Consider the following 26,074-nt stretch of genomic DNA (forward strand, 5'->3'; position numbering starts at 1 on the left):
GCTGCCGTCCGCCCGCTGGGGCGAGCCGGCCGCCGGCGCCCCCGCCCGGCGGGGCCCCGCCACGGCGCTCGCCGCGGAACGGGCACGGCAGGTGCGGATGACCGTGGTGGGACCGGTGACCGAGCGCTGGGCACCGGAGCAGGCCGGGCCGGTGCACGAGAACTGGCAGCTGGCCGCCCCGATCGGCCCCGCCACCGACCTGTGGGCGCTCGGCGCGCTGCTGTTCAGGGCCGTACAGGGACATGCGCCCTATCCGGAGGAGTCCACGGCCGAGCTGGTCCAGTTGGTGTGCGCGGAGCCGCCCGCCTTCGCGGAGGAGTGCGGGCCGCTGCGTCCGGTCGTCGAGTCGTTGCTGCGTCAGGACCCCACCGAGCGGCCGGACTTCGAGGAACTGAGCGGCTGGCTGCGCTCCCTGGTGCGGTCCGCGCCCGAGCCGGACGCCGGCACCCATGTGGTCGCCGCGCCGCCCGCCGACCCCAAGCGGCTGCCGATCGTGCGGCGCCGCGGCGAACTGGTGCGCAGACGCCGCGCCGGACTGCCCGCGACCAGCGCGCACGGGCGGCACAAGCGGGCCCGGCAGGAGACCGCATCCCCACGCCGCCTGGGCCGCACCCTGCTCCTGCTGATTCTGCTCCTGCTGGCGGGCACGATCGCATACGCGGTGCTGTTCATGCCGAAGACGGACAGCACCGACGCGGCGGACGGCGAGCGGACCGGGCCCGCAGGCCAGGTGAGCCAGGCGCCCGCGCCCTCGGGCGGGGCGAGCACCGCGCCCTCGACGGACGCGTCAGAGAAGACCTCGTCGGCACCGTCCACCGAGACGCAGACCACCGAAGGACCCTCCGCCGCCGACGGTTTCACCCTGCGCAAGGACCCCGAGGGCTTCCGGATCGCCGTCGCCGACGGCTGGGACCGCACGCCCCGTAACGGCCTCGGGCAGGTGCTCTACACGCACGGCGACTTCCAACTGGTTGTCGTGCCGGGCCGGGACAGCGCGGCCAAGTACGGCAGCGACCCGATGGTGTACCAGCGGGACAAGGAGAGCGAACTGCAGCCCTACCGCGACTCCAGCTGGGCCACCGCCGCCGGGCTGCGGACCATCGAGGTGGGCGGCAGGACCATGGCGGAGGGGCAGTTCACCTGGACCGACGACCAGGGGCGCGACCTGTTCGTACGCAATATCGCCATGCTCATCGACGGCCGCTACCACGTGCTGCAGGTGCGCGGCCCGGAGGCCGAACGGGACGAGGTGACACGGCTGTACGAGCAGGCGTCGCAGACGTACCGGTACACCCGCTGACGCCCCTTCGCGTTCGGTTCCCGCGGGCTTGTGGAAGCGAAAACCGTCACAGTGCGGTCTCCATGGCACTCCGCCCGTTCCATGAACGACTGGCGGTCCCTAGTCTGACCCTGTCAAGACCATTGCGGGGCAACGTGAATCAGATGCAGGGCCGGCTCGTCGCGGGCCGCTACCGGCTCGTCGACTCCATCGGCAGCGGGGGCATGGGCCGGGTGTGGCGCGCACACGACGAGGTGCTGCACCGGGCGGTCGCCATCAAGGAGTTGACGGCCGCGTTCTACGTCTCCGACAGCGACCAGGCCATGCTGCTCGCCCGCACCCGGGCCGAGGCCCGCGCGGCGGCCCGTATCAACCACTCCGCCGTCGTCACCGTGCACGATGTGCTGGAACACGACGGCCGCCCGTGGATCGTGATGGAGCTGGTCGAGGGCAACTCGCTGGCCGACGCGGTCAAGGAGCAGGGCCGGGTCGAGCCGCAGGAGTCCGCGCGCATCGGACTGTGGGTGCTGCGGGCGCTGCGCGCCGCGCACACCGCCGGCGTTCTGCACCGCGACGTCAAGCCGGGCAACGTGCTGCTCGGGCGGGACGGCCGGGTCCTGCTCACCGACTTCGGCATCGCCCAGATAGAGGGCGACTCCACCATCACCCGCACCGGAGAGGTCGTCGGTTCGGTCGACTACCTCGCGCCGGAACGGGTGCGCGGCCACGACCCGGGCCCCGCCTCCGACCTGTGGGCGCTGGGCGCCACGCTGTACACGGCGGTGGAGGGCCGGTCGCCGTTCCGCCGCACCTCACCGCTGAGCACCATGCAGGCGGTCGTCGAGGACGAGGCCGACGAGCCCCGGTCGGCCGGTGCGCTCGGCCCCGTCATCACCGCCCTGCTGCGCAAGGACCCCGCCGAGCGGCCGGACGCCGCTGAGACGGAGCAGATGCTCGCGGAGGCGGCGGAAGGGCGGCGGCCCGGTGCGGCGCAGGCGTTCGTGCCGACACGGGACGTGGCGTCCCGTCCGGCCGAGCCCATCGAGTACGGCTCCGCCACGGAAGCCCCGTACGGGACGCAGCCGGCAGCCCCGTACGGGACGCACCCGGTGACTCCGTACGGGACGCACCCGGTGACCCCGCCGGTGCCGGGCACGGCGCCGCTGCCCCTCGGGCCGGCCGCGCCGCCCGCCCGCCCCCGGCGGCCCCTGCGCACCTTCGCGCTGGTGGTCGTAGCGGCCGCCGTCGTGGGCGGCGCCGCCGCGCTGGCACTGCAGGAACTGGGCACCGGACGGCAGAACCACGACGCGGCCGTGACCACGCCCGACCCCACGGTCTCGGCCACCGACCCGGCCACCGCCACCCCCAGCCCCACGCCTACCGAGGACGCGACGGTGCCGGCCGACTGGCAGACCGTCAACGACCCGCTGGGCTTCACCCTGTCCCTGCCCAAGGGCTGGAAGCGACAGGTGTACGGCATGGAGGGCCACCTCAAGCAGGTCGACTACACACCCGACGGCGGCAAGCACTTCGTCCGTATCTCCATCGACGGCTCACCGGACTTCGCCGAGCCCTACCAGCATCAGCAGGACCTGGAACAGCAGTTGCAGCGGCTGGTGGACTACGAGCGGGTGACGATGGAGGAGAACACCTACCGTGACCGCAAGGGCGCGCTGTGGGAGTACACCTGGACCGCGCTGGCGAAGGACCCGCCGTATGTCGCCGGTCCGCGCCGCGCCATCGAGGAGACGTACATCGGCCGTGACGGCGCCGAGTACGTGATCTACATGTCGTCGCCGGCCGAGGACTGGGCGACGGCGAGCCGGCAGTTCACCTGGGTGCTGCAGAGCTGGCAGCCGCCCGAGGGCTGACACGCTTGGCCGGTCGGCGCCCCGGAAGCAGAGCGTCCGGTGCGGCATGATGGGCCTCATGGGGACCGAGGGGGACGACTTCCGTGTGATCGCGGGCCGTTACCGCCTGGAGGCCCGGCTCGGGCGCGGCGGGATGGGCGTCGTGTGGCGGGCGGCCGACCAGTTGCTGGGGCGCGGGGTCGCGGTCAAGGAACTCACCCATGACGCCTCCCTCTCGGGCGACGACGCCCGGCTGCACCGCGACCGCACCCTGCGCGAGGCCCGCGCGGTGGCGCAGCTGCACCATCCGCACATCATCGTCGTACACGACGTCGTGGAGCACGACGAACGCTCCTGCATCGTCATGGAGCTGATCGACGGCGACTCGCTCGCCGACCGGATCACGCGGCACGGACCGGTCGACGCCGCCGAGGCCGCCCGCATCGGCATCGCCCTGCTCGGCGCGCTGCACACCGCGCACGAGGCCGGTGTTCTGCACCGCGACATCAAACCCGCCAACGTCCTGATCGAGTCGGGCACCGACCGGGTCGTGCTCACCGACTTCGGTGTCGCACAGGTCTCGGGCGCCACCACGCTCACCGAGACCGGCTCCTTCGTCGGCTCACCCGAATACACCGCGCCCGAGCGGATGTCCGGGAACCGGGCCGGGCCCGCGTCCGACCTGTGGTCGCTCGGCGCGCTGCTGTGCGCGGCGCTCAGCGGCGAGTCGCCGTTCCGGCGCGACTCGCTCGGCGGCATCCTGCACGCCGTGGTCGCCGCCGAGATCCGGCCGCCCACCGAGGCCGAGCCGCTGCTGCCGGTCGTCCGGGGCCTGCTGGAACGCGACCCGGCCCGGCGGCTGGGGGCGGCCGAGGCGGAGCGGATGCTGCGCGCGTTCCTGGAGACCGGCCGTACGCCGCAGCAGGCCGACGGGTCGCGGCCGGCCGGCGTGTATGCGCCGACCCAGCGGGATGTGCCGAGGCCGGTGCCGGCCGGCCGGCGGCCGTTACGGGTGTCCCGGCGGGGTGTGCTGGTGGCGGCGCTGCTGGTGGCGGCGATGGCCGGGGCGGGCATCTCGGCGGCGGCCCTGCTGATCAACCGCGACGGGGACGGCGGCGGCGCACCGACGAGTCCGGCGCCCGGCACGTCGGCGAGCACGGCGCCGGGCACACCTGCGCCCGGCGCGTCCGCGTCCGGTACACCGGCGCCTGGTACGTCCGCGCCTGGTACGTCGGCGAGCGCGGCACCTTCGCCCGGCGCGTCCACCGCCTCCGGCGCCAGCCCGGCACCCTCGGGCTATCGCACTGCCCGGGACCCCGCGGGCTTCTCCCTCGCCGTGCCCGAGGACTTCACCCGCGATCCGCAGGACGAGCGGGTCTTCTATCTGTCGCCGGGGGCGACCTTCCGGCTCGGCATCAAGGTCACCGAACCCGGGCCGGGCGGCCCGCTCGGGGTGCTGCGCCGGGCGGCGGCCGAGGGCCCGCGCACCAACCCCGGGTACCGCGACGGCCGGGTGAGCGAGGCCACGCACCGTGGACGACCGGCCGCGCTCTGGGAGTTCAGCTGGAGCGGCTTCAGCGCGGTGGAGGGGCCACGGCACACCTACGACCTGTGCTGGGAGGAGAACGGCCGGCTGTACGACGTATGGGTGTCGGCGCCGGTGGGCGAGACCCGCGCGGCCCGGGAACACTTCGACGTGGCCCTCGACACGTTCGCGCGCGACTGACGCCACGCCCGACTCACCGCGCCGCGCCCCGCACACCTCGCCCACGACCGGCACGGGGTGTGCGCGGCCTGGTGGGTCACGGGTCTGTGACCGGTTGGCGGCGGGTGTGGCTGTGTCGCCGTGTGGCGCGATATGGATGGACGCATGAGCAGCAACGGGGGAGCCCAGCACCGTGCCGACGAGCCGACGAGTTTTGGTCTGCAACCGCCCAACCCGCCCGCGCACGTGCCGCATCCGAGCAATCCGTACGCGGCGCCGACCCAACTGGCGCCGCAGCGGCCCGAGTCGCCACAGCCCGCGCGGGACCTGGGTACCGGCCGTCTGATAGCCGGGCGCTACCGGCTGCTGTCGAAGCTCGGCGACGGCGGCATGGGCACGGTGTGGCGGGCCGAGGACGAGACGGTGGACCGTGAGGTCGCGGTGAAGGAGCCGCGGGTTCCGGACCATCTTCCCGAACAGGAACGCGCGAACGCCTTCGAGCGGATGCGACGCGAGGCGCGCGCGGCGGCCCGTCTCGACCACCCGGCGGTGGTGAACGTCCATGACGTGGCGGTCGTCGACGGCCGGCCGTGGATCGTGATGGAGCTGGTGCGGGGGCGTTCGCTGGGCAGCGCGCTCCAGGAGGGCACCCTGGACACACGCGAGGCGGCCCGGGTCGGCCTCCAGGTGCTCGGCGCGCTGGAGGCCGCGCACGCGGCGGGTGTGCTGCACCGTGACGTCAAGCCCGACAACGTCCTGCTCGGCCGGCACGACCGGGTCGTCCTCACCGACTTCGGCATCGCGCAGATCGAGGGCGAGACCGATCTGACCGACACGGGCGGCTTCGTCGGATCACCCGAGTACATCGCGCCGGAACGGGTGTTGGGCAGACGCCCCGGCCCCGCCTCGGACCTGTGGTCCCTCGGCGTGGTCCTGTACGCGGCCACGGAGGGCGTCTCGCCCTTCCGCCGCAGCAACACCGCCGCCACGCTCCAGTCGGTCCTCCACGCGACCCCCGCGCCGCCCGCCGCCGCGCACGGCCCGCTCGCCGAGGCCGTGAACGGGCTGCTGGAGAAGGACCCGGCGCACCGTCCGGACGCGGCCCGGGTCCGCGCCCTGCTGGAGGCGGCCGCGCGTCCCCCGGCTCCGGGGCCCGCCGGGCCGCCCTCGTCCGCGGGCCGGGCCGGCCGCGGGTTCCGGCCGGGCCGCGGAACCTGGTTCGGTCTCGGCGCGGCCGTGGTCGCCGCGGCGGTGGCGGGGTATCTGCTGCTCGCCGACCCGTTCGGCGGCTCCCTCCCGGCGCACTGGGCGACGAGGGCGGAGAAGAACCTGGGCGCGACGCTGGCGGTTCCGGCGGCGTACAAGGCCGTTCACCCGGAAAACAGCGACACCGACCAGAACTGGGTCACCTATTCCGATCCGAGCGGCGCCATCTGGATCGGCCTGAACCTGAGCAGGAAGTCCGACGACTCCCTGCGTCAGATCAAGGACTCCGCGGCCTCCCAGATGTACGCGGACAACGAGAAGTTCAAGGACGACGGCGACTACAGCCTCTCCATGCCCGAGGGGCCGGGGACGAGACCGGACGACAACATCGGGTTCCACGGCAGGCCGGCGGCCCAGAACACGGTCACCTACACGACGACCGACAGTCAGGACCCCCGCCCCCGCGAACTGCGTGTCTTCTACTACCGGACCAAGGCCGGGGACATGTACAAGCTCACCATCGGCTATCCGGGCAGGGGCGACTTCACGGCCCGGGGCCGCGAGGTGGCCAGGACGGCCATCGAGCATCTGAACGTCGCCAAGCCCTGAACGAGGGGGCGTCGATGGTCTACCCGCGGCGGGACGCCCGCGTCGACAAGGACGCTGCGGACGTGATGGGGCGACGTGACGGGTACGAGGTGGGGGTGACGTTGTCACGCGGCTGTTACCGACGGGTACCCAAAGTTTCCGCTCCCGAATACCCTGCCGCTCATGACCGACTCGCAGGCCCAGGAACAGGCGCAGGCACGGCCCACGGACGTGACCGGCACCGGCACGAACCCCCTCGCCCCCGCTCCCGAGGGCGCGCGGACCGCCGCCGACGTGGTCACACCGGAGCTGGTCGCCCAGCTCACCAAGGGCGTCATCGGCTCCGGCCGCACCGCCAACCACACGCCGTTCACCGGCGAGAAGCTGGCCGATCTGCCCAAGTCCACGCCCGAGGACGTGCTCAAGGCGTTCCAGGCCGCCCGCGCCGCCCAGGCCGTATGGGAGCGGACCCCGGTGCGGCAGCGGGCCGCCGTGCTGCTGCGCTTCCACGACCTGGTGCTCGAACGGCAGGCCGAGGTCCTCGACCTGATCCAGCTGGAGAGCGGCAAGGCGCGGCTGCACGCCCACGAGGAGGTCCAGTCCGTCGCCGTCGCCGCCCGTCACTACGGCCGTAAGGCGCCTGCCTACCTCCGGCCCAAGCGGCACACGGGCGCGGTGCCCACCCTGACCAAGGTCACCGAACTGCGTCACCCGCGCGGGGTCGTCGGCCAGATCGCTCCCTGGAACTACCCCCTGGAGCTGTCGGTCGGCGATGCGCTGCCCGCCCTCGTCGCCGGCAACGCGGTCGTGACGAAGCCGGACACCGAGACCTGCCTGACCGCCCTGTGGGCACGCGATCTGCTGATCGAGGCCGGGCTGCCCGCCGGTGTCTTCCAGGTGGTCCTCGGCGACGGGCCGGTCGTCGGCCCCGAGGTCGTACGGCACGCCGACTACGTCTCCTTCACCGGCTCCACCCGCACCGGGCGCGAGGTGGCCCGCGGCGCCGCCGCCCGGCTGGTCGGCGTCTCCCTCGAACTCGGCGGCAAGAATGCCATGCTGGTGCTCGCCGACGCCGACATCGAGAAGGCCGCCGCCGGCGCCGTCCGCGCCTGCTTCTCCTCCGCCGGTCAACTCTGCGTCTCCATCGAGCGGTTGTACGTCCACGAGTCGGTCGCCGATGCCTTCCTCGACCGGTTCGCCGCCCGCACCAGGGCCCTCCGGCTCGGCTCCTGCCTCGCCTACGGCGCCGATATGGGCTCCCTCGCCGGGGAACGACAGCTGGAGACCGTACGACGGCATGTGACGGAGGCCGTCGCCAAGGGCGCCAAGGTGATCGCCGGCGGTGTGGCCCGCCCGGACATCGGCCCGTACTTCTTCGAACCCACCATCCTCGACGGCGTCGAGGCACCCATGGCCGTCTGCACCGAGGAGACCTTCGGACCGGTCGTGTCGGTGTACCGCTTCACGACCGAGGACGAGGCGATCGAGCACGCCAACTCCACGCCCTACGGCCTGAACTCGTCGGTGTGGACGAAGGACGGCCGGCGCGGCAGGGCCGTCGCCGCGCGCCTGCGCACGGGCACGGTCAACGTCAACGAGGCTTATGCGTCCGCGTACGGCAGCGTCCAGTCCCCGATGGGCGGCATGAAGGACTCCGGCCTCGGCCGCCGGCACGGCTCGGAGGGCATCCTCAAGTACACCGAGGCCCAGACGGTGGCCCAGCAGCGGCTGCTCCCGATGGCCCCGGCGCTGGGGATGGACGACGAGAAGTACGCCCGGTTCATGAGCGGGAGCCTGCGGCTCATGAAGGCTCTCCGGTTCCGCTGAGCGCTCCGCCGGACATGCCGCGGTGTGCCGTCGGTCGTCCACGAGGCCGTCGTGGCCGGTCGCGCGGTCTTCCGCGCCCCTTCAGCGCGCACCACTCGATGAGGAGACCTCGTGCCCCAGGACAGCTACGACTACGACGTCATCGTCGTCGGTTCCGGCTTCGGCGGTTCCGTGACCGCCCTGCGCCTGACCGAGAAGGGGTACCGCGTCGGCGTCCTCGAAGCCGGCCGCCGCTTCACCCGCGAGACCCTCCCCGAGAACTCCTGGGACCTCAGGAACTACCTCTGGGCGCCCAGGCTCGGCATGTACGGCATCCAGCGCATCCACCTGCTCGGCAACGTCATGGTCCTGGCCGGCGCGGGCGTGGGCGGCGGCTCCCTGAACTACGCCAACACCCTCTACGTACCGCCCAGGGCGTTCTTCGACGACCCGCAGTGGAAGGACATCACCGACTGGCAGGAGGAGCTGACGCCCTACTACGACCAGGCCCGGCGGATGCTCGGCGTACGGCTCAACCCGACCATGACCCCCTCCGACGTGCACCTGAAGGCCGCGGCCCAGCGGATGGGCGTGGGCGACACCTTCCGTCCGGCCCCGGTCGGGGTGTTCTTCGGCGACGGCGAGGACGCGGACGGCAGGACGAGGGCGCGCCCGGGGGAGCGGGTCGCGGACCCCTACTTCGGCGGCGCGGGACCGGCCCGCCGGGCCTGCACCGAGTGCGGCGAGTGCATGACGGGCTGCCGGCACGGGGCGAAGAACACCCTCAACGAGAACTACCTCCACCTCGCCGAGCGGGCGGGCGCGGTGCTGCACCCGATGACGACGGCCGTGTCCGTCACCGACGACTCGCGGGGCGGCTACGCGGTGGCCACCCTGCCGACCGACCGCAGAAAGGGTGCGGGCCGGACCTTCACGGCCTACCGGGTGGTGCTGGCCGCCGGCACCTACGGCACCCAGACCCTGCTGCACCGTATGAAGGCCAACGGCCAACTGCCGTACCTCTCGGACCGGTTGGGCGAGCTGACCCGGACCAACTCGGAGGCGCTGGTGGGCGCGCAGACCGACGACCGCCGCTACCGCACGGCACACGGCACCTCGAAGGCCGACTTCACCCAGGGCGTGGCGATCACGTCCTCCATCCACCCGGACGCCGACACCCATATCGAGCCGGTCCGCTACGGCAAGGGCTCGAACTCGATGGGCGGCCTGTCGATCCTCCAAGTCCCCTACGCCGAGGGCTCCTCGCGCGTTCTGGCCTGGCTGGCCAACGCCGCCCGGCACCCGTGGCTGGTGGTCCGGTCCCTGTCCAACCGACGCTGGTCGGAACGGACCATCATCGGCCTGGTCATGCAGTCCCTGGACAACTCCCTGACGACGTACCTGAAACCGGACGGCGTCGGCAAGGGCCTGCTCACCGCCCGGCAGGGGCACGGCGCGCCCAACCCCCAGCAGATCAAGGCGGCCTCGGAGGCCGCGTCCGCGCTGGCCCAGGAGATCAACGGCTTCCCGGGCAGCAACATAGGCGAGTTGATGGGCACCCCGCTCACCGCCCACTTCCTCGGCGGCTGCCCGATCGGCGACTCACGCGAGACGGGTGTCATCGACCCCTACCACCGGCTGTACGGGCACCCCGGCATCTCGGTGGTGGACGGCGCGGCGGTCTCGGCGAACCTGGGCGTCAACCCGTCCCTCACCATCACCGCGCAGGCCGAGCGGGCGATGTCGTACTGGCCCAACAAGGGCGAGGCGGACCCGCGTCCGGCGCAGGGGGCGGCGTACGAGCGGCTGAAGCCGGTGGAGCCGCGCACCCCCGCGGTTCCCGCGGACGCCTTCGGTGCCCTGCGTCTGCTGTTCCTCGGGATGCCGACGGTGCCGCCCAAGCCGTAGGCGGCAGCGGGTGGGGGAGGACGAAAGAGAGGGACCTGCGCCCCCCTCCGAGCGCAGCTCCCTCTCCTTCGTCCTCCCCCGCGCCGGCCTTACGCGTTCGCGTCGGCCTTGCGCCGGCGCACCGCGAACACCGCGCCCGCGCCGGCGACGACGGCGATACCGCCGACGAGGCCGATCACGGGCAGCGCGGAGTTGGAGCCGGTGTCGGCGAGGTTGCCGGTCGGCACGGAGGAGAAGTCTCCCTGCGGCTTCTTCACCGAACCCTTGCCGCCCTTGTCGCTCGGGGTGGCGGAACCGGGGTCGGGGTTCGGTGAACCGGCCTTCAGGACCTCGAAGTCGTACATCGCCCAGCCCTCGGCGAGGCAGGACTCGCCGTCGACGTCATCGAGGTAGGCGCCGGAGCCGAAGGAGTAGGCGTCGCCCGCGGGAGCCTTGGCGTCGATGCTGACGCGCAGGTCGATGGACTCGCTGGCGCCGGCCTTCAGCTGCTTCGCGCGGAAGAAGACGTCACCGGCCCACTCCTCGTCGCCGATGCGGTCCCAGGAGCCGTCCACGGGGTTCTTGAACTGAAGGTTCACATGCGGGCTCAGGTACTTCGCCTCGTCGTCGAACTCGTAGTTCTCGATCTCGGCGTAGAAGTAGACGTCCTCGACGTCGGCCTTGGAGTCGTTCGTGACGACCAGTTTGAACGGGTGGAAGCCGTCACCCGCGACGATCTTGCCGGGCAGGCCCTTGATGTCCGTGGACACCTTGGCGCGGTATGTGCCGTCGAGGTCCTCGCAGTACGGCGCCTCCGGGTCCGAGGGGGTCTCGGTCGGGTTGGCCGAATCGGAGGGCTCGGGCGAGGTCGACGGGCTCGTGCTGTCGCTCGGGGCGGGCGTGTCGCTCGGCGACGTGCTCTCACTCGGCGATGTGCTCTCGCTCGGCGATGTGCTCCCGCTCGGCTCGGCGGTGTTCGTCGGCAGCCCCGTGTCGGACGGTGAGGTGGAGTCGCTCGGCGTGTTGGCGGGCTCGGTCGACACGCTCTCCGTGGGACCCGGCGACGTCGACTTCTCCGCGAACGCGGCGGGCGCGGACAGCAGGGCGAGCGGGGCTATGACGGCCGTCGCGGCCGCTGCCACCATGGCACGGCGAAGATTCATGAAGACCTCGTGGAGTCCGGGTGCCACTGGCGGGCAGCACCTTGCGGGTGGGCTCCGCGTGTGGGGCGCGGGTTGGGTCCCTGACTGTGCTGGTGTCACTGGGTTTTGGTGAAGTTTTTGATCTCGTTGGTGTCTGCAGGTTTGATCAGCGAGATCACCCAAAGGTTGCGTCCGCGCTCACAGAATTTTTATGTGGCCTGAGTCACACCAACCTGACCGCCCCCGCCTCCTCATGAGGCCGACGGGGGCCGGGTGGGCTTGGGGTGCGGGCCGCCGCGGATCACGCGTGGGTGGTGTGAGCGGGGTGGGCGACGCAACACCGCCGGCCCGCACCACGGCTGACGGGCGACATCGGCTCCCCGCCGGAGACGGGCCCGTGCCGGGTGCCGGGGCAGCGCCGGGGCGTGCGGTGGGCTTGGACGCGGGCCGCCGTAGGCCACGCGTGGGCGGGTGGAGCGGGGCTGAAGCGGTGTGGTTCTTCGGTGGCTGTGAGCCGGAAGGACGACGCGTTTGAGTGGGGTGCGGGCCAAGTGGGGTGCGGGCCGGTGCGAAAGGGCCCCGCGGGACGGAATCCGCGAGGCCCCTTCCGTCCGCACCGACGCGTCAGGGCGGCGTCGGTGCCCGGGAGTGGCGCCGGGGGGTGCGCGCCACTTGTCCTCTCGTCAGTCCTGCACCGTCATGCCCTCGGTCGGCGCCCGGGCGCACCCGGGGCGCGCATGGTCTCGACCTGGCAGACGGGCCGTGCACTGCGGTGCGGTTGTCTGTGGGGGACTTGGGGGGTTCCGCCGGTCGGCCCCGGGCGTCCCCGGAGCCGGCCGGTTCTCCTGGGTGACCGGGCTGCTGTCCCCTGCCGTCCGGTCACTTCCCTGGAGCGAGGTCCCACGACGCACGGCACGATCCGTACGCCTCATCGCTCCAGCGAGCCACGCGTGGTTCTTCTGGCCCGCCCCTGGCTGGCACGGACACCGGGACCAACGAAGCGGTGGGCGCGGCGGTCACGCGCCGTACGAGTGAGAGGGGGGCCGAACTCAGATGCGACCCCGGCTCAGTTCGAGGAGCGTCATCGCGAGCGCGGTACCGGGCTTGCCCAGTTCCTGCCGGTAACGGCCGAGGATCTCCATTTCCCGGGAGAGATTCACGCGCCGCCCGCCGGAGGCGATCCGCGCCTCCTGGATCACCGCGGACACGGCCATCCGCTCCTGGACGAGCCCGATGATCCGGTCGTCGAGCGCGTCGATGCGTTCTCGGGCGTCGGTGATGGTGTCGGCCGCCTCGGTCGTGCGGGCGCCGGTCTTCTCGGTGGTGGCGGTCATGTCGGGGCTCCTTGTCGGTGGTACCCCGGCCCGGCAGGCTCCGGAAACGTCAAACGCCCCGGGCCTTGTCGGCCCGGGGCGCCTGGGAAGTCGCTTGTCAGTTGCTCAAGCAGCACGACCATGGCAGCCGGCGGGCCGGATGCCATAGGTAAAGACGAAGGTCGAGTGCGCAAGCATGCGTCCAGTATGCCACGGCTCCCCCGACACCCACCTGGCCGAGCGAACCGACGGCCGCCCGGCGGTCGGTCGGGCAGGTGGGTGCGGGCCGGGGCGGGTGAGTGGAAGGGTCGGCGGGCGGACGGGTGGACGCGGCCGGCGGGCGGACATGGTCCGGGGCCGGGCGGACGGGCCGACAGGCGTCCCGGTGGGCCACGTGCGGGCGGGCGGACGGGCCGACAGGCGTCCCGGTGGGCCACGTGCGGGCGGGCGGACGGGCCGACAGGCGGTCGGCGGGTTCGCCGCGGGCCGGTCGGTGGTGGTGGGCGGGTCCGGGATGCGGGGGTCGTGTGGGCCTGGGGCAGGGGCCGGGCCTGGAGGCGGTGAGGGGTGCTGCGGCCCGCCGTTAGAATCGGTAACCACAGACCCCCGCCCGACCCGCCGGAAGGCACCCCGTGTCATCAGCGACTCCCGCTGCCGCCACCCCCGACACCGTCCTGGTCGTCGACTTCGGCGCGCAGTACGCCCAGCTCATCGCCCGTCGTGTCCGCGAGGCGCGGGTCTACAGCGAGATCGTGCCGAGCACCATGCCGGTCGCCGAGATGCTCGCCAAGAACCCCGCGGCGATCATCCTCTCCGGCGGCCCCTCGTCGGTGTACGAGGCGGGCGCCCCCACCGTGGACCGCGCGCTGTTCGAGGCCGGCGTCCCCGTGCTCGGCATGTGCTACGGCTTCCAGCTGATGGCCCAGGCCCTCGGCGGCACGGTGGACAACACCGGCGCCCGTGAGTACGGCCGCACCGACCTGCATGTCTCCAAGCCGTCCTCCACCCTGTTCGAGGGCACCCCCGCCGAGCAGGCCGTGTGGATGTCGCACGGCGACGCCTGCTCCGCCGCCCCGGCGGGCTTCTCGGTCACGGCTTCCACGGACGTCGTCCCGGTGGCCGCCTTCGAGAACGACGAGAAGCGGCTGTACGGCGTCCAGCACCACCCCGAGGTGATGCACTCCACGTACGGCCAGCAGGTACTGGAGCACTTCCTGTACCGCGGCGCGCGCCTCACCCCGTCCTGGACCACCGGCAATGTGATCGAGGAGCAGGTCGCCGCGATCCGCGAGCAGGTCGGCGACAAGCGGGCGATCTGCGGCCTGTCCGGCGGCGTGGACTCCGCGGTGGCCGCCGCACTCGTCCAGCGCGCCATCGGCTCCCAGCTGACCTGCGTCTACGTCGACCACGGTCTGATGCGCAAGGGCGAGACCGAGCAGGTCGAGAAGGACTTCGTGGCCGCCACCGGCGTCCAGCTGAAGGTCGTCGACGCCGAGGAGCGCTTCCTCACCGCGCTCAAGGGGGTCTCCGACCCCGAGGAGAAGCGGAAGATCATCGGCCGTGAGTTCATCCGGGTCTTCGAGCAGGCCCAGGCGGAGATCATCGCCGATGAGGGCCCGGCCGTGGAGTTCCTGGTCCAGGGCACCCTCTACCCGGACGTGGTCGAGTCCGGCGGTGGCACCGGCACGGCCAACATCAAGTCCCACCACAACGTCGGCGGCCTCCCCGAGGACCTTGAGTTCCAGCTCATCGAGCCGCTGCGCAAGCTGTTCAAGGACGAGGTCCGGATGGTCGGCCAGGAGCTGGGCCTGCCCGCGGAGATCGTCCAGCGCCAGCCCTTCCCCGGCCCCGGCCTCGGCATCCGCATCGTCGGCGAGGTCACCAGGGAACGCCTCGACCTGCTGCGCGAGGCCGACGCCATCGCCCGCGAGGAGCTGACCGCGGCCGGCCTCGACCGTGACATCTGGCAGTGCCCGGTGGTGCTGCTCGCGGACGTGCGCAGCGTGGGCGTCCAGGGCGACGGCCGCACCTACGGTCATCCGATCGTGCTGCGGCCGGTCTCCTCCGAGGACGCGATGACCGCCGACTGGTCGCGGCTGCCGTACGACGTCCTCGCGAGGATCTCGACCCGCATCACCAACGAGGTCCGTGACGTCAACCGGGTCGTGCTCGATGTGACGTCGAAGCCGCCGGGCACCATCGAGTGGGAGTGAGCCCCGGACGGCGCCGACGAAGGCCGCTGCGGCGAGGGGCAGCGCCCGAAGGGGCGCGGGGAACTGCGCGACCAGCCACGACGGAGCCGCAGTTGACCGACGGCGCCGCGCGGCGCGGCCCGTCCAGCGGAGCGCTCAGCGCCGTCTGAGGGTGCGCGGGGGCCGGCCGGGCTGCCAGACCTCGGTGACCAGATAGGTGTCGTCCTCGACGTAGGTGCGCACGACCTCGGTCAGCTCGGCGCGGAAGAGGTGGAACGGCTGCGGCGGTTCCACCTCTTTCACATACGCCCCCTTCAGCTCCGGATCCTCGACCTCCACCGCGCGTCCGCCGATCCGGATGTCGCCGCCGCCCAGGTCCGTGCCGGAGCCGGGGTTGGCCTGGAGCGCGAAGCGCGGATCGCGCCGCAGGTCGAGGGCCTTGAGCGAGTGCGGCATCATGCCGAGCCACAGCTCGCCGTGCAGGAAACGGACCTCCAGTCCGCTGGTGCGCGGGGAGCCGTCCTTGCGCAGGGTGGCGAGGACATGATGGCGGAACGCGCCGAACCGCCGCTCGGCGGTCTGCGCGAGGTCGGGTGCGGCGGTGCTGAGTGCTGCCCAGTTCATGGGCCCACTCTCACAGCGATACCCGACATCTCCTGTCAGGTTTCGGTTACGGACGTCATCTTTGCGCGACTTCTCTGTTCTCCTGCGCTGACCGACGGTAACTTTCCGCCCCGTGACACAACCCAGTGCTGGAGGACCTGTGCACGGGCCGACTCCCACCCCGCCCTTGCCGCTGCCCACCGACCAGTTGCAGTTCGCGATGCCGCCGATGCACGACTCGCTCGACGCCGAACGACGGCACCGAAAGGAACGGCTGGCCGGCGCGCTGCGGATCTTCGGGCGGTCCGGGTTCGAGGACGGGGTGTCGGGACACATCACCGCGCGCGACCCGGAGTTCTCCGACTGCTTCTGGGTCAACCCGTTCGGGATGCCGTTCAAGCACGTCACCGTCAGCGATCTCGTCCTGGCCAACCAGGACGGGCAGGTCATCGAGGGCCGCTACCACGTCAACCAGGCCGCGTTCACCGTGCATGTCCAGGTGCACACCGCCCGGCCCGACGTCGTCGCGGTCGCCCACTGCCACTCCGTGCACGGCCGGGCGCTGGCCGCGCTCGGGGACCTGCTCGACCCGATCACCCAGGAGAGCTGCGCCTTCTACGAGGACCACGCCCTCTACGACGCCTACACGGGCGTCGCCGTGGACGCCGAGGAGGGCCGCCGGATAGCGGCCGCACTGGGCAGCCGCAAGGCGCTCGTGCTGCGCAACCACGGGCTGCTCACCGTCGGCGACTCGGTGGACGCGGCGGCCTGGTGGTTTGTGTCGATGGAGCGGTCCTGCCAGGTGCAGTTGACGGCGAAGGCGGCCGGCCGGCCCGTTCTGATCGACCACAGACTGGCGGCGGCGACCCGCGAGCAACTGGGCGGCGACCTGGTGGCCTGGATCAACTACCAGCCGCTGTGGCAGGACATCAGCCGCAGCGAGCCGGACCTGCTCAGTTAGCCCGCAGCAGCCGAACCGGTCCGCCCGGCCCGGACCGTGCTGAAAACCGCGCAGCACGGCCGCTGGAGGGATGCGGCAGCCGGGCGGTCACCGCGGTGGCCACGAGCGCGGTGAGCGGACCGCGGCGGGCGCTGCCCCACAGGTCGAGGGCGTAGGGGTCACGCTCCGGCGGCCGGGTCGGCACACCGGCCCTCACCTCGTCCCCGGTGGTCGCACCTGCCGACGGCCGACCGGCCGGCATGGGGCACAATTCGCAGTCAGTACAAGGGAGTTACGCGGTAACGGCCAAGCCCTCAGGGGGGCGCGGGCCGCGCCGTGGGTCGCGGGGAAGGCGGGCATCGGGCGTGGCGGTGCAGCAGGCGGGGCAGGGCGCGGCTACGGCCGTCCACGGGGGCGGCTGCACCTGCGGGGACTGTCCGCACGGGGCGCGCGAGGGGCACCGCCGGGCGGTCGCCGAATTCCTCTTGAAACGCGATGAGTTCGCGGCCGGACGGGGTCTGCCGGTCGCGGTGGCGCACTCGGCGTCCGCCTCCCGCCAGTGGGTCTCCGAGGAGTTGACGCAGTCGGCCGAGGCCGTGGCCGAGCGCGGCCGGGCGGAGGGCGCGGCCTGGCTGGCCCGGCTGTGGCGGCGCACGCTGTACGTCCTGTGGGCGGCCGTCGTACTGCTGCTGCTCGTCCAGGCACTCACGGCGATCGGCGCGGGCTGGACCGGCGCGCGCACCGCCGGGCTGCTCGCCGCGCTGGTGGTGGCCTGTGCGCTGACCGCCGCGTGCTGGTTCCACCGGACCCGGGGCGGTGCGCTGGCCCCGGTCATCGGTGAGGACAACCGGCTGTCCACCTCCCGTACCGTCGCGGCGGCCTGGGTGCTGTTCGTCGCGTATGCGGTCCTCGTCCTGGCGGGACGGCTCGCCGCGGCCTCCGACCCCGCCGAGCGTGACGCGCTGATCTCCGGTCTGGAACTGGCTCGCGGGGCGGGCGTGGTGACCGTCCTCGCCGTGGTCTGCGGGATCGCCGTGCTCGTCCGGCGGGTGGTGGGCCTGCGCATCCTCGCCCAGCGGCTGCAGAAGGTCCCGGCGCACCGGCCGCGCGCGGCCGACCTGTTGACCGACGACGCGGGCCGGGGCACGTTCGCCGACATCCAGTACGTCGTGATCGGCGCGGTGGCCCTGGCGTTCGCCGCGGTACGGCTCGCCCGTCGGCCCGACCAACTGCCCGACCTGCCCTGGGGGCTGGCCGTGCTGGTCCTGGTGTCGGCCGTCACCTATCTGGCCGGCAAGTACGCGGAGGGCGGGCGCCCGCTGATCCTTTCCGTGGTCCGGGCCCGCGAGGCCGGCGACCTGGACGGGCCGATCCGTACGGGTGACGACATCGAGATCCGCGGTGCCGGCTTCGTCCCGCCCGGCGCCCAGAGCGCCGACCGGCTCTCCCGCATGGTCGTGCGCATCGGCGCGGTCAATGTGCATGTGCCGCTGGTGCCCGTCGCCGGCGGATTCAGCAATCCGACGGACGGGGTGCTGAGGGTTCCGGTGCCGGCGGAGGTGGAACCGGGGTCGGTGGAGGTGCAGGTGGTCACCGCGGCGGGGGCGGCGACCAACCGCTGTGTGGTCGAGGTGACGGAGTGACGGAAGCGACCTGAGTGGCAAGAGGGATGTGCATGTGTGGCCGGTCGATGAGGGTGGCCGGTCGGTGCGGTACGGCCGGTGTGCATGCGTCCGTCCGTACCCGGAAAATGGTCGGGGAGGGGATTGAACGGTTCACGTTTGTCATACGTATGGTCTGGTGGAGGCCGACACGCGGGTGAGAGGCGGCATTCTGTGATGAATCATGGCATTCGTTCGGATATGCACATGTCCTACCTCGACCGTCGTGGTGACTGGCGGGAGACCGCCGCCCACTATGCCCTGCTGCCCCTGCGCATCTTCCTCGGCGTCACGTTCATCTACGCCGGCCTGAACAAGCTGACCGACAGCGCGTTCCTGAAGTCCGGCGGGTCCGGCTCCATCGGTGACACCATGCGCGCGGTCCGCGACTCAGCGGCGATCCCGGCCATGGTCGACCTGGCCCTGAAGAACCCCGTCGGCTTCGGCACCGCCATCGCCGTCGGTGAAGTCGCCGTCGGCATCGGCGTCCTCGTCGGCCTGCTCACCCGGCTGGCCGCGCTCGGCGGCGCGCTGATCTCGCTCAGCCTGTGGCTGACCGTCAGCTGGGCCACGACCCCGTACTACTACGGCAACGATCTCGCGTACCTGATGGCCTGGCTGCCCCTCGTCCTGGCCGGCGCGCCGTACCTCTCCATGGACGCGGCGCTGCGAAATCGCCGCCGCTAGGCTCCGCGGGGTTGGCCGGTGAGGGGCCTTGTGCCGTCGATTGGGTGCGGGTGCGTTGTGGCTGGTCGCGCCCACGCGGCGGAGCCGCAAGTCGATACCGCCCCGCGCCCCTTCGGGGCGCCTTCTGCTAGTGCTGTGGCCGGAAAGGTTTGCCGGAAAGCTCGCGGCGTCCGGTGCGGTGCATCGCAAGGCGGAGCATCTCCCGTGTACTGGATGTACTCGGGTGATGCGACAACGCGGCGTGGGGGCACCTCCCGGCCGAAGGCTGGGGGAGTGCCGTGCCGGGCGTCGCGAGCCGGTGAACCTTTCCGGTCGCAGCGCTAGGTCGGTTTGTTGGTGGTGGGGGTTTTGGGGCGTCTGCCTCTCAGGGCTCGGGTCAGTACTGCCGCCGCGCCCGCCAGGGACAGGCCGACCACGGTCAGGGGGATCGCCGCGAACCAGGGGGTGTCCCACAGGCCGCCCGCGTCGCCGGCGTACGCCACGGCCGTGGCGGTGAGGAAGACGCCCGCGATCAGCCGGCCCGGCTGGAACTCATGACGCAGCACGGCTGACCTCCGCCTGTCCCAGGCCGACCTGGAGGGTGACCTCGATGGTGCCGCCCTCGCCGCGCTTGCCTGTGGTCGTCGGCGACAGCGTCACCGTCTTGTGCTTGCCGGGCGCCACATCCACGTCCTTCTTGTCGTCGCCGGGCAACTGGATGTCGCCCATCCCCACCTCGATGCTCAGCCGCACGGTCGCGTCGGCGGGCACGACGAGCCGCAGCCGGCCCACACCCACCTGCGCACCGGTCGCCAGGGTCTGGCCGTCGGCGAGCCGGACCCCGGTCAGGTCCAGGGTGCCCACGCCGGTCCCGAGGTCGTACTTGGGCCGTACCTCCGCGACCGCGGCGGGCCGCCACGACGCCCGCTGCCAGTGGGTGCTGATGTCCTTGGGCAGCTGCGTCGAACCGGCGAGCAGCGCCGCCGTGATGAGCGCCAGGAACACCGAACCGGCCCCCGTGCGCCCCAGGAAGGCGCTGACCGCGAGGCCGAGCCCGAAGACGGCGAGCGCGCAGGACAGCCCCAGCTGGAGGCTGGTGCCCAGCGGCTGCCGGTCCCACGACAGTCCGGTGCCCAGGCCGCCGGCCAGCAGCGCCAGCAGGAAGACCCAGCCACCGATCCAGCGGGGGCCGCGCGGCCGGTGCGGCGCGGTGCGCGGACCGCGGGCGTCGCCCCGGGGCGCCCGCGGCCCGAAGCGCAGCGCGCCGGCCAGGTCGCGGTCGGCGGCGGTTTCGGGGCCCCACAGATAGCCGGTGCCGCCCACGTGCGAGCCGTCCTTGACGATGGGGTCGCGCCACCAGGACGGATACGCGGTGGGGGCGGGCGGCGCCTGCGGTTCCGGCGGGGCGTCGGCGACCGCCTGGGCGGCCAGCGGATCCGGGTCGGGGGCGCCGCGCCGCTGGGACCAGTAGCCGGCGCCCGCCAGCAGCAGGGCGAGGACGACGCCGAAGGTGAGTACGCCGCCGTTCCTCAGCATCGTCAGGAACACACCGCAGCCGACCAGCGCGAACAGCACGGCCGCGAGGGCCTGCCCGTCGACCCGGCCGGTCAGCAGCTTGCGGACCTCGTTCTCCTCCTCGTCGTCGTACGGCACGAAGAGCCAGGCGAACCCGTAGAAGATGAGCCCGATGCCCCCGCTCGCGGCCAGCACCGCCAGGGTGATCCGGAAGATCACGGGATCCATGTCGGTGTGCCGGCCGAGCCCGGAGCAGATCCCCGCCATCACCCTGTGCTGCCGGTCGCGCCGGAACGCGCGCAGGGGCTGGACGCCGTCCCCGACGACGGGCCCGGCGCCCTCGCCCGTCGTGCCGGCGGCGCCGGGCGTACTGGCGTCGCCGCGTGACCCCTTGGCGCCGGACGTGCCGGACGTGCCGGACGTGCCGGACGTGCCGGACGTGCCGGACGTGCCGGGCGTGCGGGCCGCGCCGGGCGTGCCGGTCGCGCCGGGCGCGGCACCCGGCGGCCCCGAGCCCGGGTCCGGGCGGCGGCCGGGGCCGGGTCCCGGGCCCGGCGCGGCGTGGTCGTGATCCGTCATGCGTCCATGGTGACGGCACGGCCGCCGCCACGGCAGCCGGATCGACCCTGGCCGAACCCTGATATCGGCCCTGAGCCGAGACCGGGGATCCGGGGCCGCCGCGGCCGGCGCTGTGAAGATCAGGGGCGTCTCCGGGTGGACCCTGATGACCCGGACCTGTGGCCGTGTGACCATCGATGGCATGCCGGAAGCCGCAGCAGCGCCCCCCGTCGAACCGCGGCCGCCGCGCAAGCTCTACCGCAGCGGTGACGGCCGCTGGCTCGGTGGCGTCGCGCGGGGGCTCGCCGGGCACCTCGGGCTGCCCGTGGTCTGGGTGCGGCTCGTCTTCGTCGGCCTGCTCATGGCCGACGGCCTCGGCGCGCTGCTGTACGCCGCGTTCTGGTTCTTCGTCCCGCTCGGTGTCGGCGGCGTCGGCTGCCAGAAACCGCCGTCCCTGGTCGGCGCCGAGACCGCGCCGGACGGCCGGCGCAGGCTCGTGGCCCGCAAGCCGGACAAGGGCCAGATCGTCGCGCTGCTCCTCATGGTCGTCGTGGCGATGGTCTTCGTGAGCAACGTCAACCTGGGCGGCGGGGCCAAGGCGTATCTCGTGCCCGCGGTCCTCGTCGCCGCGGGCGTCGCCCTCGTCTGGCGCCAGGCGGACAACGCCCGCCGGGCCCGCTGGGTCGAGGTCGGCAGCCGACGCCGCACCCTCAGACTGCTGCGCGGGGGCGCCGGTGTGCTCCTCGTCACCGCCGGCGTCTCCGGGATCTTCGTCCTCCAGGGCTCCGCCGCCCACCTCGGCTCCGTCCTTCAGGCCGCGCTCGCCGTCCTCGTCGGCGTCACCCTGCTCGCCGGCCCCTATCTGGTCCGTATGACCCAGGACCTGTCCGAGGAACGCCTGATGCGCATCCGCGCCCAGGAGCGCGCCGAGGTCGCCGCACATGTCCACGACTCGGTGCTGCACACCCTCACCCTGATCCAGCGCAACGCGGAGAACGCCGGCGAGGTGCGCCGCCTGGCCCGCGCCCAGGAACGCGACCTGCGCACCTGGCTGTACAAGCCGGAGGGCACCGGCAAGGACGAGGAGGACGAGCCGACCACCCTCGCCGACGCGGTCCGGCGCAATGCCGCCGAGGTGGAGGACAAGCACGGCGTGCCCATCGAGGTCGTCGTGGTCGGCGACTGCCCGCTCGACGAGAAGACGGCGGCCCAGATGCAGGCCGCGCGCGAGGCGATGGTCAACGCGGCCAAGTACGGTGGCGAGGGCGGCGCCGTTCAGGTCTACGCCGAAGTGGAGGCAAGGACGGTCTTCGTGTCCGTCCGTGACCGCGGTCCGGGCTTCGACCTCGACTCGATACCCGCCGACCGCATGGGCGTCAGAGAATCGATCATCGGCCGTATGGAACGCAACGGCGGCACGGCGCGGCTGCGCGCGGTGCCGGGCGGCGGCACGGAGGTCGAGCTGGAGATGGAGAGGGCGGAGAAGACGTCATGAGCGACCCGACCGAGGCGAACGGTACGGCGGGGGCGGCGGAGCCGGCCGGACAGGACGGGCCCGCCGGCGCGGGCGAGCGTCATGTACGCGTGGTCCTCGTCGACGACCACCGCATGTTCCGCACCGGAGTGCAGGCCGAGATCGGCCGGACCGAGCAGACCGGAGTCGAGGTCGTCGGCGAGGCGGCGGACGTGGACCAGGCGGTCACGGTGATCACCGCGACCCGGCCCGAGGTGGTGCTGCTCGACGTGCATCTGCCGGGCGGCGGCGGGGTCGAAGTGCTGCGCCGCTGCGCCGCGTTGATGGCCGACACCGAGCGGCCCGTGCGGTTCCTCGCACTGTCCGTGTCGGACGCGGCGGAGGACGTGATCGGGGTGATCCGCGGCGGCGCCCGCGGCTACGTCACCAAGACGATCACCGGCACGGACCTCGTCGACTCCGTCTTCCGCGTCCAGGAGGGCGACGCGGTCTTCTCCCCGCGGCTGGCCGGCTTCGTCCTCGACGCCTTCGCCTCCACCGACGCCCCGCCCGTCGACGAGGACCTCGACCGGCTCACCCAGCGCGAACGGGAGGTGCTGCGGCTCATCGCCCGCGGCTACGCGTACAAGGAGATCGCCAAGCAGCTGTTCATCTCGGTGAAGACGGTCGAGTCCCATGTCTCGGCGGTGCTGCGCAAGCTCCAGCTCTCCAACCGCCACGAACTGACCCGCTGGGCCACGGCACGCCGGCTGGTGTGAGCCGGGTCGGCTCCGGGGCGCGCCTCACGCCACCCGGGTCGCCCCCGCGAACGGCATCTGGTCGATCGGGGCCAGGCGCACCGGTGTGGACGGGTTCGGGGCGTGGATCATCTGCCCGTTGCCCACGTAGATCCCGACGTGACTGACGCCGGAGTAGAAGAACACCAGGTCGCCGGGGAGCAGTTGGGAGCGGGAGACGCGCCGGCCCGCGCCGATCTGGGCGTAGCTCGTGCGGGGCAGGGCGATGCCGGCCGAGCGGTAGGCGGCCTGGACGAGGCCCGAGCAGTCGAACGCGTACGGGCCCGTCGCGCCCCACACATAGGGGCTGCCGAGCTTCTGGTAGGCGTACGCCACGGCGGCCGCTGCCCGGGAGCCGGGTGCCGCGGCCTGACCCGCGGCCGGCAGGGCGGTGCGCCCGTCCCCCACGGCGGCGCGCGAGGCATGGCCGCCCGCGCCGCCGTCGGCCGTGATCCGGGCCCGCTCCGTCGGCGACAGACGGTCCAGGAGCTGCCGGGCCGCGCCCAGCTTCTCCGTGATCGTCTCCTTGCGCCGCTTCAGCTCGGCCTGCCGGGACCGCAGCGAGGACAGCTCGATCCGGGCGGCGCCGCGCAGCCGCTCGATCTCCCCGAGCTGCTTGCGTACCCGTGCCACCGCCGCCGACTGGCGGTCGCCCGCCCGCTCGGCGAGCGCGGCCCCGTCCAGGAACCGGTCCGGGTCCTCGGAGAGCGCCAGCTGGACGGTGGGGCCGAGGCCGCCGCTGCGGTACTGCGCCGCCGCGGCCTTGCCCAGCGCGTTGCGTGCCGAGTCAAGCCGTTCCTGTCTGCGGGCCGTCTCGCCCTGGAGGGACTTCAGCCGTCGCTGCGCCGTGTCCGCCTTCTCCTTCGCCCCGTTGTACTTCTCGGTGGCGGCCTCCGCCTCCTGGTACAGCTTGTCGACCTTGGCCTCGACCTCGGCCGGTGTCAGCTCCGGCTCGGCGTGCCCGGTGCCGTCGAAGGCCGTCGCCGTCGCCGCGCCCGCCAGGGCCAGGGTGGCGGCCGTCCGGGCCGTGTTGCCACCGAGCGAGCGGTGCCGGGGCTTGCGGTGCGCTGCCACCTCGACCGTCACGTCCTTTCCTGAGTGCGGTTGCCGCGTCCGGCACGGGGAGCCGGTCGCTGGTGGAGGACGCTAGAGCCGATGGTGACGAGTCGGTAACGGAATGTACGGAACTGGCAGCGGCGAAGCGGCAGGTGACCGTATGTGACCGCGATTCCGGTGCGGAGCAGCCGCCTTCGCATGACGCGCTGACCGAAGCGGCACTTCCGGGGCGTGCGCGGGCCCTGGGGTGCTATGGGCCGCGGTCACCCGGGGGCCGGTGACCGTCGGCCCCGGGGCCCCTGATTAGGCTCCGGGGCCATGGACGTACTCACCCATCTCTTCGTCGGCCTGCACATCATCGGCATCGCCTGCCTCCTCGGCGGCTTCCTCACCCAGATGAAGGCGATGGGCCAGGGCACCGCCCGGTTCGTCCCCGCCATGCTGCACGGCGCGCTGACCATGCTGGTCACCGGGGCGATCCTGGTCGGCCTCAACCAGGCCGACGGCTACCACGTCAACAACATCAAGATCGGCGTGAAGCTGGCCCTGCTGATCGTGATCCTCGCACTGGTCTATGTGAAGCGGGACGAGGAGCGGGTCGACAAGAGCCTGTTCGGCGTGGTGGGCCTGCTGACCACGGCGAACGTCTTCATCGCCGTGCTGTGGATGTGACGTACGACGACGTCAGGCGCGGCCCGCTGCCCTGATCCCGGCGCGCGCCGTCACGACCGCGCCCGCGGCCACCGCAAGCCAGGCCGCGACGGCGACCCACAGCAGCACATGCCCGAGGCCCCACAGCCACCGCGTGCCGACGGCCGCCGCCCCGGCCAGCGAGGCCACCGCCGTCATCCCCATCGGGAACACCGTCGACCAGCGGCGCACGTCGTAGCGCGGGCGGGGCCGTACCATCTCCGCGAGCACCAGGACGGCACAGCAGGCCAGGTCGAGGGCGAGCAGCCCCACGGTCACGCTGTGCAGGACGTCCTTATCGTCCTCGTTCCACAGATACAGCGCCGGGCCGCCCGCGGTGATCAGCTTCGCCCCGGCCAGCGCCGAGATGGCGAGCGCGCCGGCCAGCACCCAGTGGTCCCCGGCCCCGTCGAGCAGCTGCCGGGCGTCGAACCGGGCCAGCGCGACCGGATAGAGCGCCAGCCCCAGCCAGAACAGCACCAGCGCCGTGTGCGCGAGCCACGCCGTCGACTCCGCGGCGGCCAGGGTGGCGCCGAGCACGGCGAGCCCCTGGGTGGCCACACAGATCAGGAACACCGTCCCGGGCATCCGCCGCCGCAGGCCCCGTCCGGCGAGGAACAGCAGCACCGGCCAGAGCACGGAGGCCAGGGCGAGCAGCACGGCGGCGAGGGTGTGCCCGCCGAGCACGGAGATCCGGGTGCCGAGCACCGTCGTCGCGGCCACGGCGGTGAGCGCGTCCGGCCTTCGCGCCTCGGCCGGCCATCGCTCCCGGTCGCGCAGCATGCCCGCGACGAAGTCCACGGCGAGCGCAGCCCAGGCGACACAGCTCAGCGCCAGCGCGATCAGGGACAGAACCTCGTACCCGGTCAGGTACAGACCCAGCGAGACGATGCCGGTCGCCATCACGGCGGCCCCGGCCGCCGGCGGACGCTGCGCCCACCAGGCGCGAAGGGGTGAGGTGCCGGGCATGCGCCCGATGCTAGGGAGCACCGGGCGCGCCGACGGCGTGGCACGCGCGCGTACGTCCCAAAAACGCGCGGGCGCCGGACACGGCGGGACACGAACGCGCGTGGAGGCGAGCCGGACACCGTCTGTACGACGGCTATCGCAGAGAACGCGCCCACGCGCGCGTGGCGGCGGGAGCACCATCGACCTCTTCGACGGTCG

General features: G+C 72.8%; 19 protein-coding genes and 2 pseudogenes. 13 read left to right on the forward strand and 8 right to left on the reverse strand.

All coding sequences use genetic code 11. The features are described from left to right. From ABT245_RS38565 to ABT245_RS38590, 6 genes are all read left to right on the forward strand, one after another. A partial coding sequence (locus ABT245_RS38565; RefSeq protein ID WP_502982266.1) for a serine/threonine kinase C-terminal domain-containing protein occupies positions 1-1,300 on the forward strand: 1,300 nt, incomplete at its 5' end. Between the two features lie 143 nt (positions 1,301-1,443). Continuing rightward, positions 1,444-3,150: a serine/threonine-protein kinase gene (locus ABT245_RS38570; RefSeq protein ID WP_351743598.1), complete on the forward strand. Its 1,707-nt coding sequence runs from the start codon at positions 1,444-1,446 to the stop codon at positions 3,148-3,150. 58 nt (positions 3,151-3,208) lie between these two features. Beyond that, a complete protein-coding gene (locus tag ABT245_RS38575; protein ID WP_351743519.1) occupies positions 3,209-4,855 on the forward strand; it encodes a protein kinase domain-containing protein in 1,647 nt (548 codons plus the stop codon). Positions 4,856-4,999: 144 nt separating this feature from the next. After that, positions 5,000-6,649 carry a serine/threonine-protein kinase gene (locus ABT245_RS38580; RefSeq protein WP_351743522.1) on the forward strand — a complete coding sequence of 550 codons (1,650 nt, stop codon included), beginning with the start codon at positions 5,000-5,002 and terminating at the stop codon, positions 6,647-6,649. Positions 6,650-6,811: 162 nt separating this feature from the next. After that, positions 6,812-8,455, forward strand: coding sequence for a succinic semialdehyde dehydrogenase (locus ABT245_RS38585; RefSeq protein ID WP_351743524.1), 1,644 nt, complete (start codon positions 6,812-6,814; stop codon positions 8,453-8,455). Between the two features lie 111 nt (positions 8,456-8,566). After that, positions 8,567-10,342, forward strand: coding sequence for a GMC oxidoreductase (locus ABT245_RS38590; RefSeq protein ID WP_351743527.1), 1,776 nt, complete (start codon positions 8,567-8,569; stop codon positions 10,340-10,342). A gap of 89 nt (positions 10,343-10,431) precedes the next feature. On the opposite strand, the gene ABT245_RS38595 is transcribed toward ABT245_RS38590, so the two are convergent. Beyond that, a complete protein-coding gene (locus tag ABT245_RS38595) occupies positions 10,432-11,511 on the reverse strand; it encodes an LPXTG cell wall anchor domain-containing protein (RefSeq protein ID WP_351743530.1) in 1,080 nt (359 codons plus the stop codon). 1,001 nt (positions 11,512-12,512) lie between these two features. Continuing rightward, positions 12,513-12,800, reverse strand: a pseudogene (locus tag ABT245_RS38600) (chorismate mutase); the annotation flags it as partial. 608 nt (positions 12,801-13,408) lie between these two features. On the opposite strand from ABT245_RS38600, the gene guaA reads away from it, so the two are divergent. Beyond that, the gene (guaA, locus tag ABT245_RS38605; protein ID WP_351743533.1) at positions 13,409-14,989 is read left to right on the forward strand and encodes a glutamine-hydrolyzing GMP synthase; all 1,581 of its coding nucleotides are present in this window, start codon (positions 13,409-13,411) and stop codon (positions 14,987-14,989) included. A 135-nt stretch (positions 14,990-15,124) separates the two neighbouring features. Here the strand turns inward: guaA and ABT245_RS38610 are convergent, their stop codons facing one another. Next, positions 15,125-15,592 carry a pyridoxamine 5'-phosphate oxidase family protein gene (locus ABT245_RS38610; RefSeq protein ID WP_351743535.1) on the reverse strand — a complete coding sequence of 156 codons (468 nt, stop codon included), beginning with the start codon at positions 15,590-15,592 and terminating at the stop codon, positions 15,125-15,127. Between the two features lie 139 nt (positions 15,593-15,731). Here ABT245_RS38610 and ABT245_RS38615 point away from each other — a divergent pair, with 139 nt between their 5' ends. Further along, positions 15,732-16,532, forward strand: coding sequence for a class II aldolase/adducin family protein (locus tag ABT245_RS38615; protein ID WP_351743538.1), 801 nt, complete (start codon positions 15,732-15,734; stop codon positions 16,530-16,532). 46 nt (positions 16,533-16,578) lie between these two features. Here ABT245_RS38615 and ABT245_RS38620 read toward each other — a convergent pair. Then, positions 16,579-16,704 (reverse strand): annotated as a pseudogene (locus ABT245_RS38620) (DUF4429 domain-containing protein); the annotation flags it as partial. A 172-nt stretch (positions 16,705-16,876) separates the two neighbouring features. Between ABT245_RS38620 and ABT245_RS38625 the strand changes: the two are divergent. Both ABT245_RS38625 and ABT245_RS38630 read left to right on the forward strand, forming a co-directional pair. After that, the gene (locus ABT245_RS38625; protein WP_351743541.1) at positions 16,877-18,154 is read left to right on the forward strand and encodes a hypothetical protein; all 1,278 of its coding nucleotides are present in this window, start codon (positions 16,877-16,879) and stop codon (positions 18,152-18,154) included. A 195-nt stretch (positions 18,155-18,349) separates the two neighbouring features. Next, on the forward strand, positions 18,350-18,859 hold the full coding sequence (locus ABT245_RS38630) for a DoxX family protein (RefSeq protein WP_351743544.1): 510 nt from the start codon (positions 18,350-18,352) through the stop codon (positions 18,857-18,859). A 320-nt stretch (positions 18,860-19,179) separates the two neighbouring features. On the opposite strand, the gene ABT245_RS38635 is transcribed toward ABT245_RS38630, so the two are convergent. Together ABT245_RS38635 and ABT245_RS38640 are read right to left on the reverse strand one after the other, a co-directional pair. After that, the gene (locus ABT245_RS38635) at positions 19,180-19,404 is read right to left on the reverse strand and encodes a hypothetical protein (RefSeq protein WP_351743547.1); all 225 of its coding nucleotides are present in this window, start codon (positions 19,402-19,404) and stop codon (positions 19,180-19,182) included. After that, positions 19,391-20,932 (reverse strand): PspC domain-containing protein, encoded by a 1,542-nt coding sequence (locus tag ABT245_RS38640; protein WP_351743549.1) that lies wholly within the window; start codon positions 20,930-20,932, stop codon positions 19,391-19,393. Before ABT245_RS38640 ends, ABT245_RS38635 begins: the two co-directional genes overlap by 14 nt. Before the next feature lie 181 nt (positions 20,933-21,113). Here ABT245_RS38640 and ABT245_RS38645 point away from each other — a divergent pair, with 181 nt between their 5' ends. Together ABT245_RS38645 and ABT245_RS38650 are read left to right on the forward strand one after the other, a co-directional pair. Continuing rightward, on the forward strand, positions 21,114-22,406 hold the full coding sequence (locus ABT245_RS38645; protein ID WP_351743552.1) for an ATP-binding protein: 1,293 nt from the start codon (positions 21,114-21,116) through the stop codon (positions 22,404-22,406). After that, positions 22,403-23,143 carry a LuxR C-terminal-related transcriptional regulator gene (locus ABT245_RS38650; protein WP_351743555.1) on the forward strand — a complete coding sequence of 247 codons (741 nt, stop codon included), beginning with the start codon at positions 22,403-22,405 and terminating at the stop codon, positions 23,141-23,143. Before ABT245_RS38645 ends, ABT245_RS38650 begins: the two co-directional genes overlap by 4 nt. Before the next feature lie 24 nt (positions 23,144-23,167). On the opposite strand, the gene ABT245_RS38655 is transcribed toward ABT245_RS38650, so the two are convergent. Continuing rightward, on the reverse strand, positions 23,168-24,235 hold the full coding sequence (locus ABT245_RS38655) for a C40 family peptidase (RefSeq protein WP_351743601.1): 1,068 nt from the start codon (positions 24,233-24,235) through the stop codon (positions 23,168-23,170). A 300-nt stretch (positions 24,236-24,535) separates the two neighbouring features. Here ABT245_RS38655 and ABT245_RS38660 point away from each other — a divergent pair, with 300 nt between their 5' ends. Further along, positions 24,536-24,889, forward strand: a complete 354-nt coding sequence (locus tag ABT245_RS38660; protein ID WP_351743558.1) for a hypothetical protein — start codon at positions 24,536-24,538, stop codon at positions 24,887-24,889. Between the two features lie 12 nt (positions 24,890-24,901). On the opposite strand, the gene ABT245_RS38665 is transcribed toward ABT245_RS38660, so the two are convergent. Beyond that, on the reverse strand, positions 24,902-25,876 hold the full coding sequence (locus tag ABT245_RS38665) for a tellurite resistance/C4-dicarboxylate transporter family protein (protein WP_351743561.1): 975 nt from the start codon (positions 25,874-25,876) through the stop codon (positions 24,902-24,904). Positions 25,877-26,074 lie beyond the last annotated feature (198 nt).

Source organism: Streptomyces sp. NPDC001508, from assembly GCF_040298665.1.
Classification (GTDB): Bacteria; Actinomycetota; Actinomycetes; order Streptomycetales; family Streptomycetaceae; genus Streptomyces.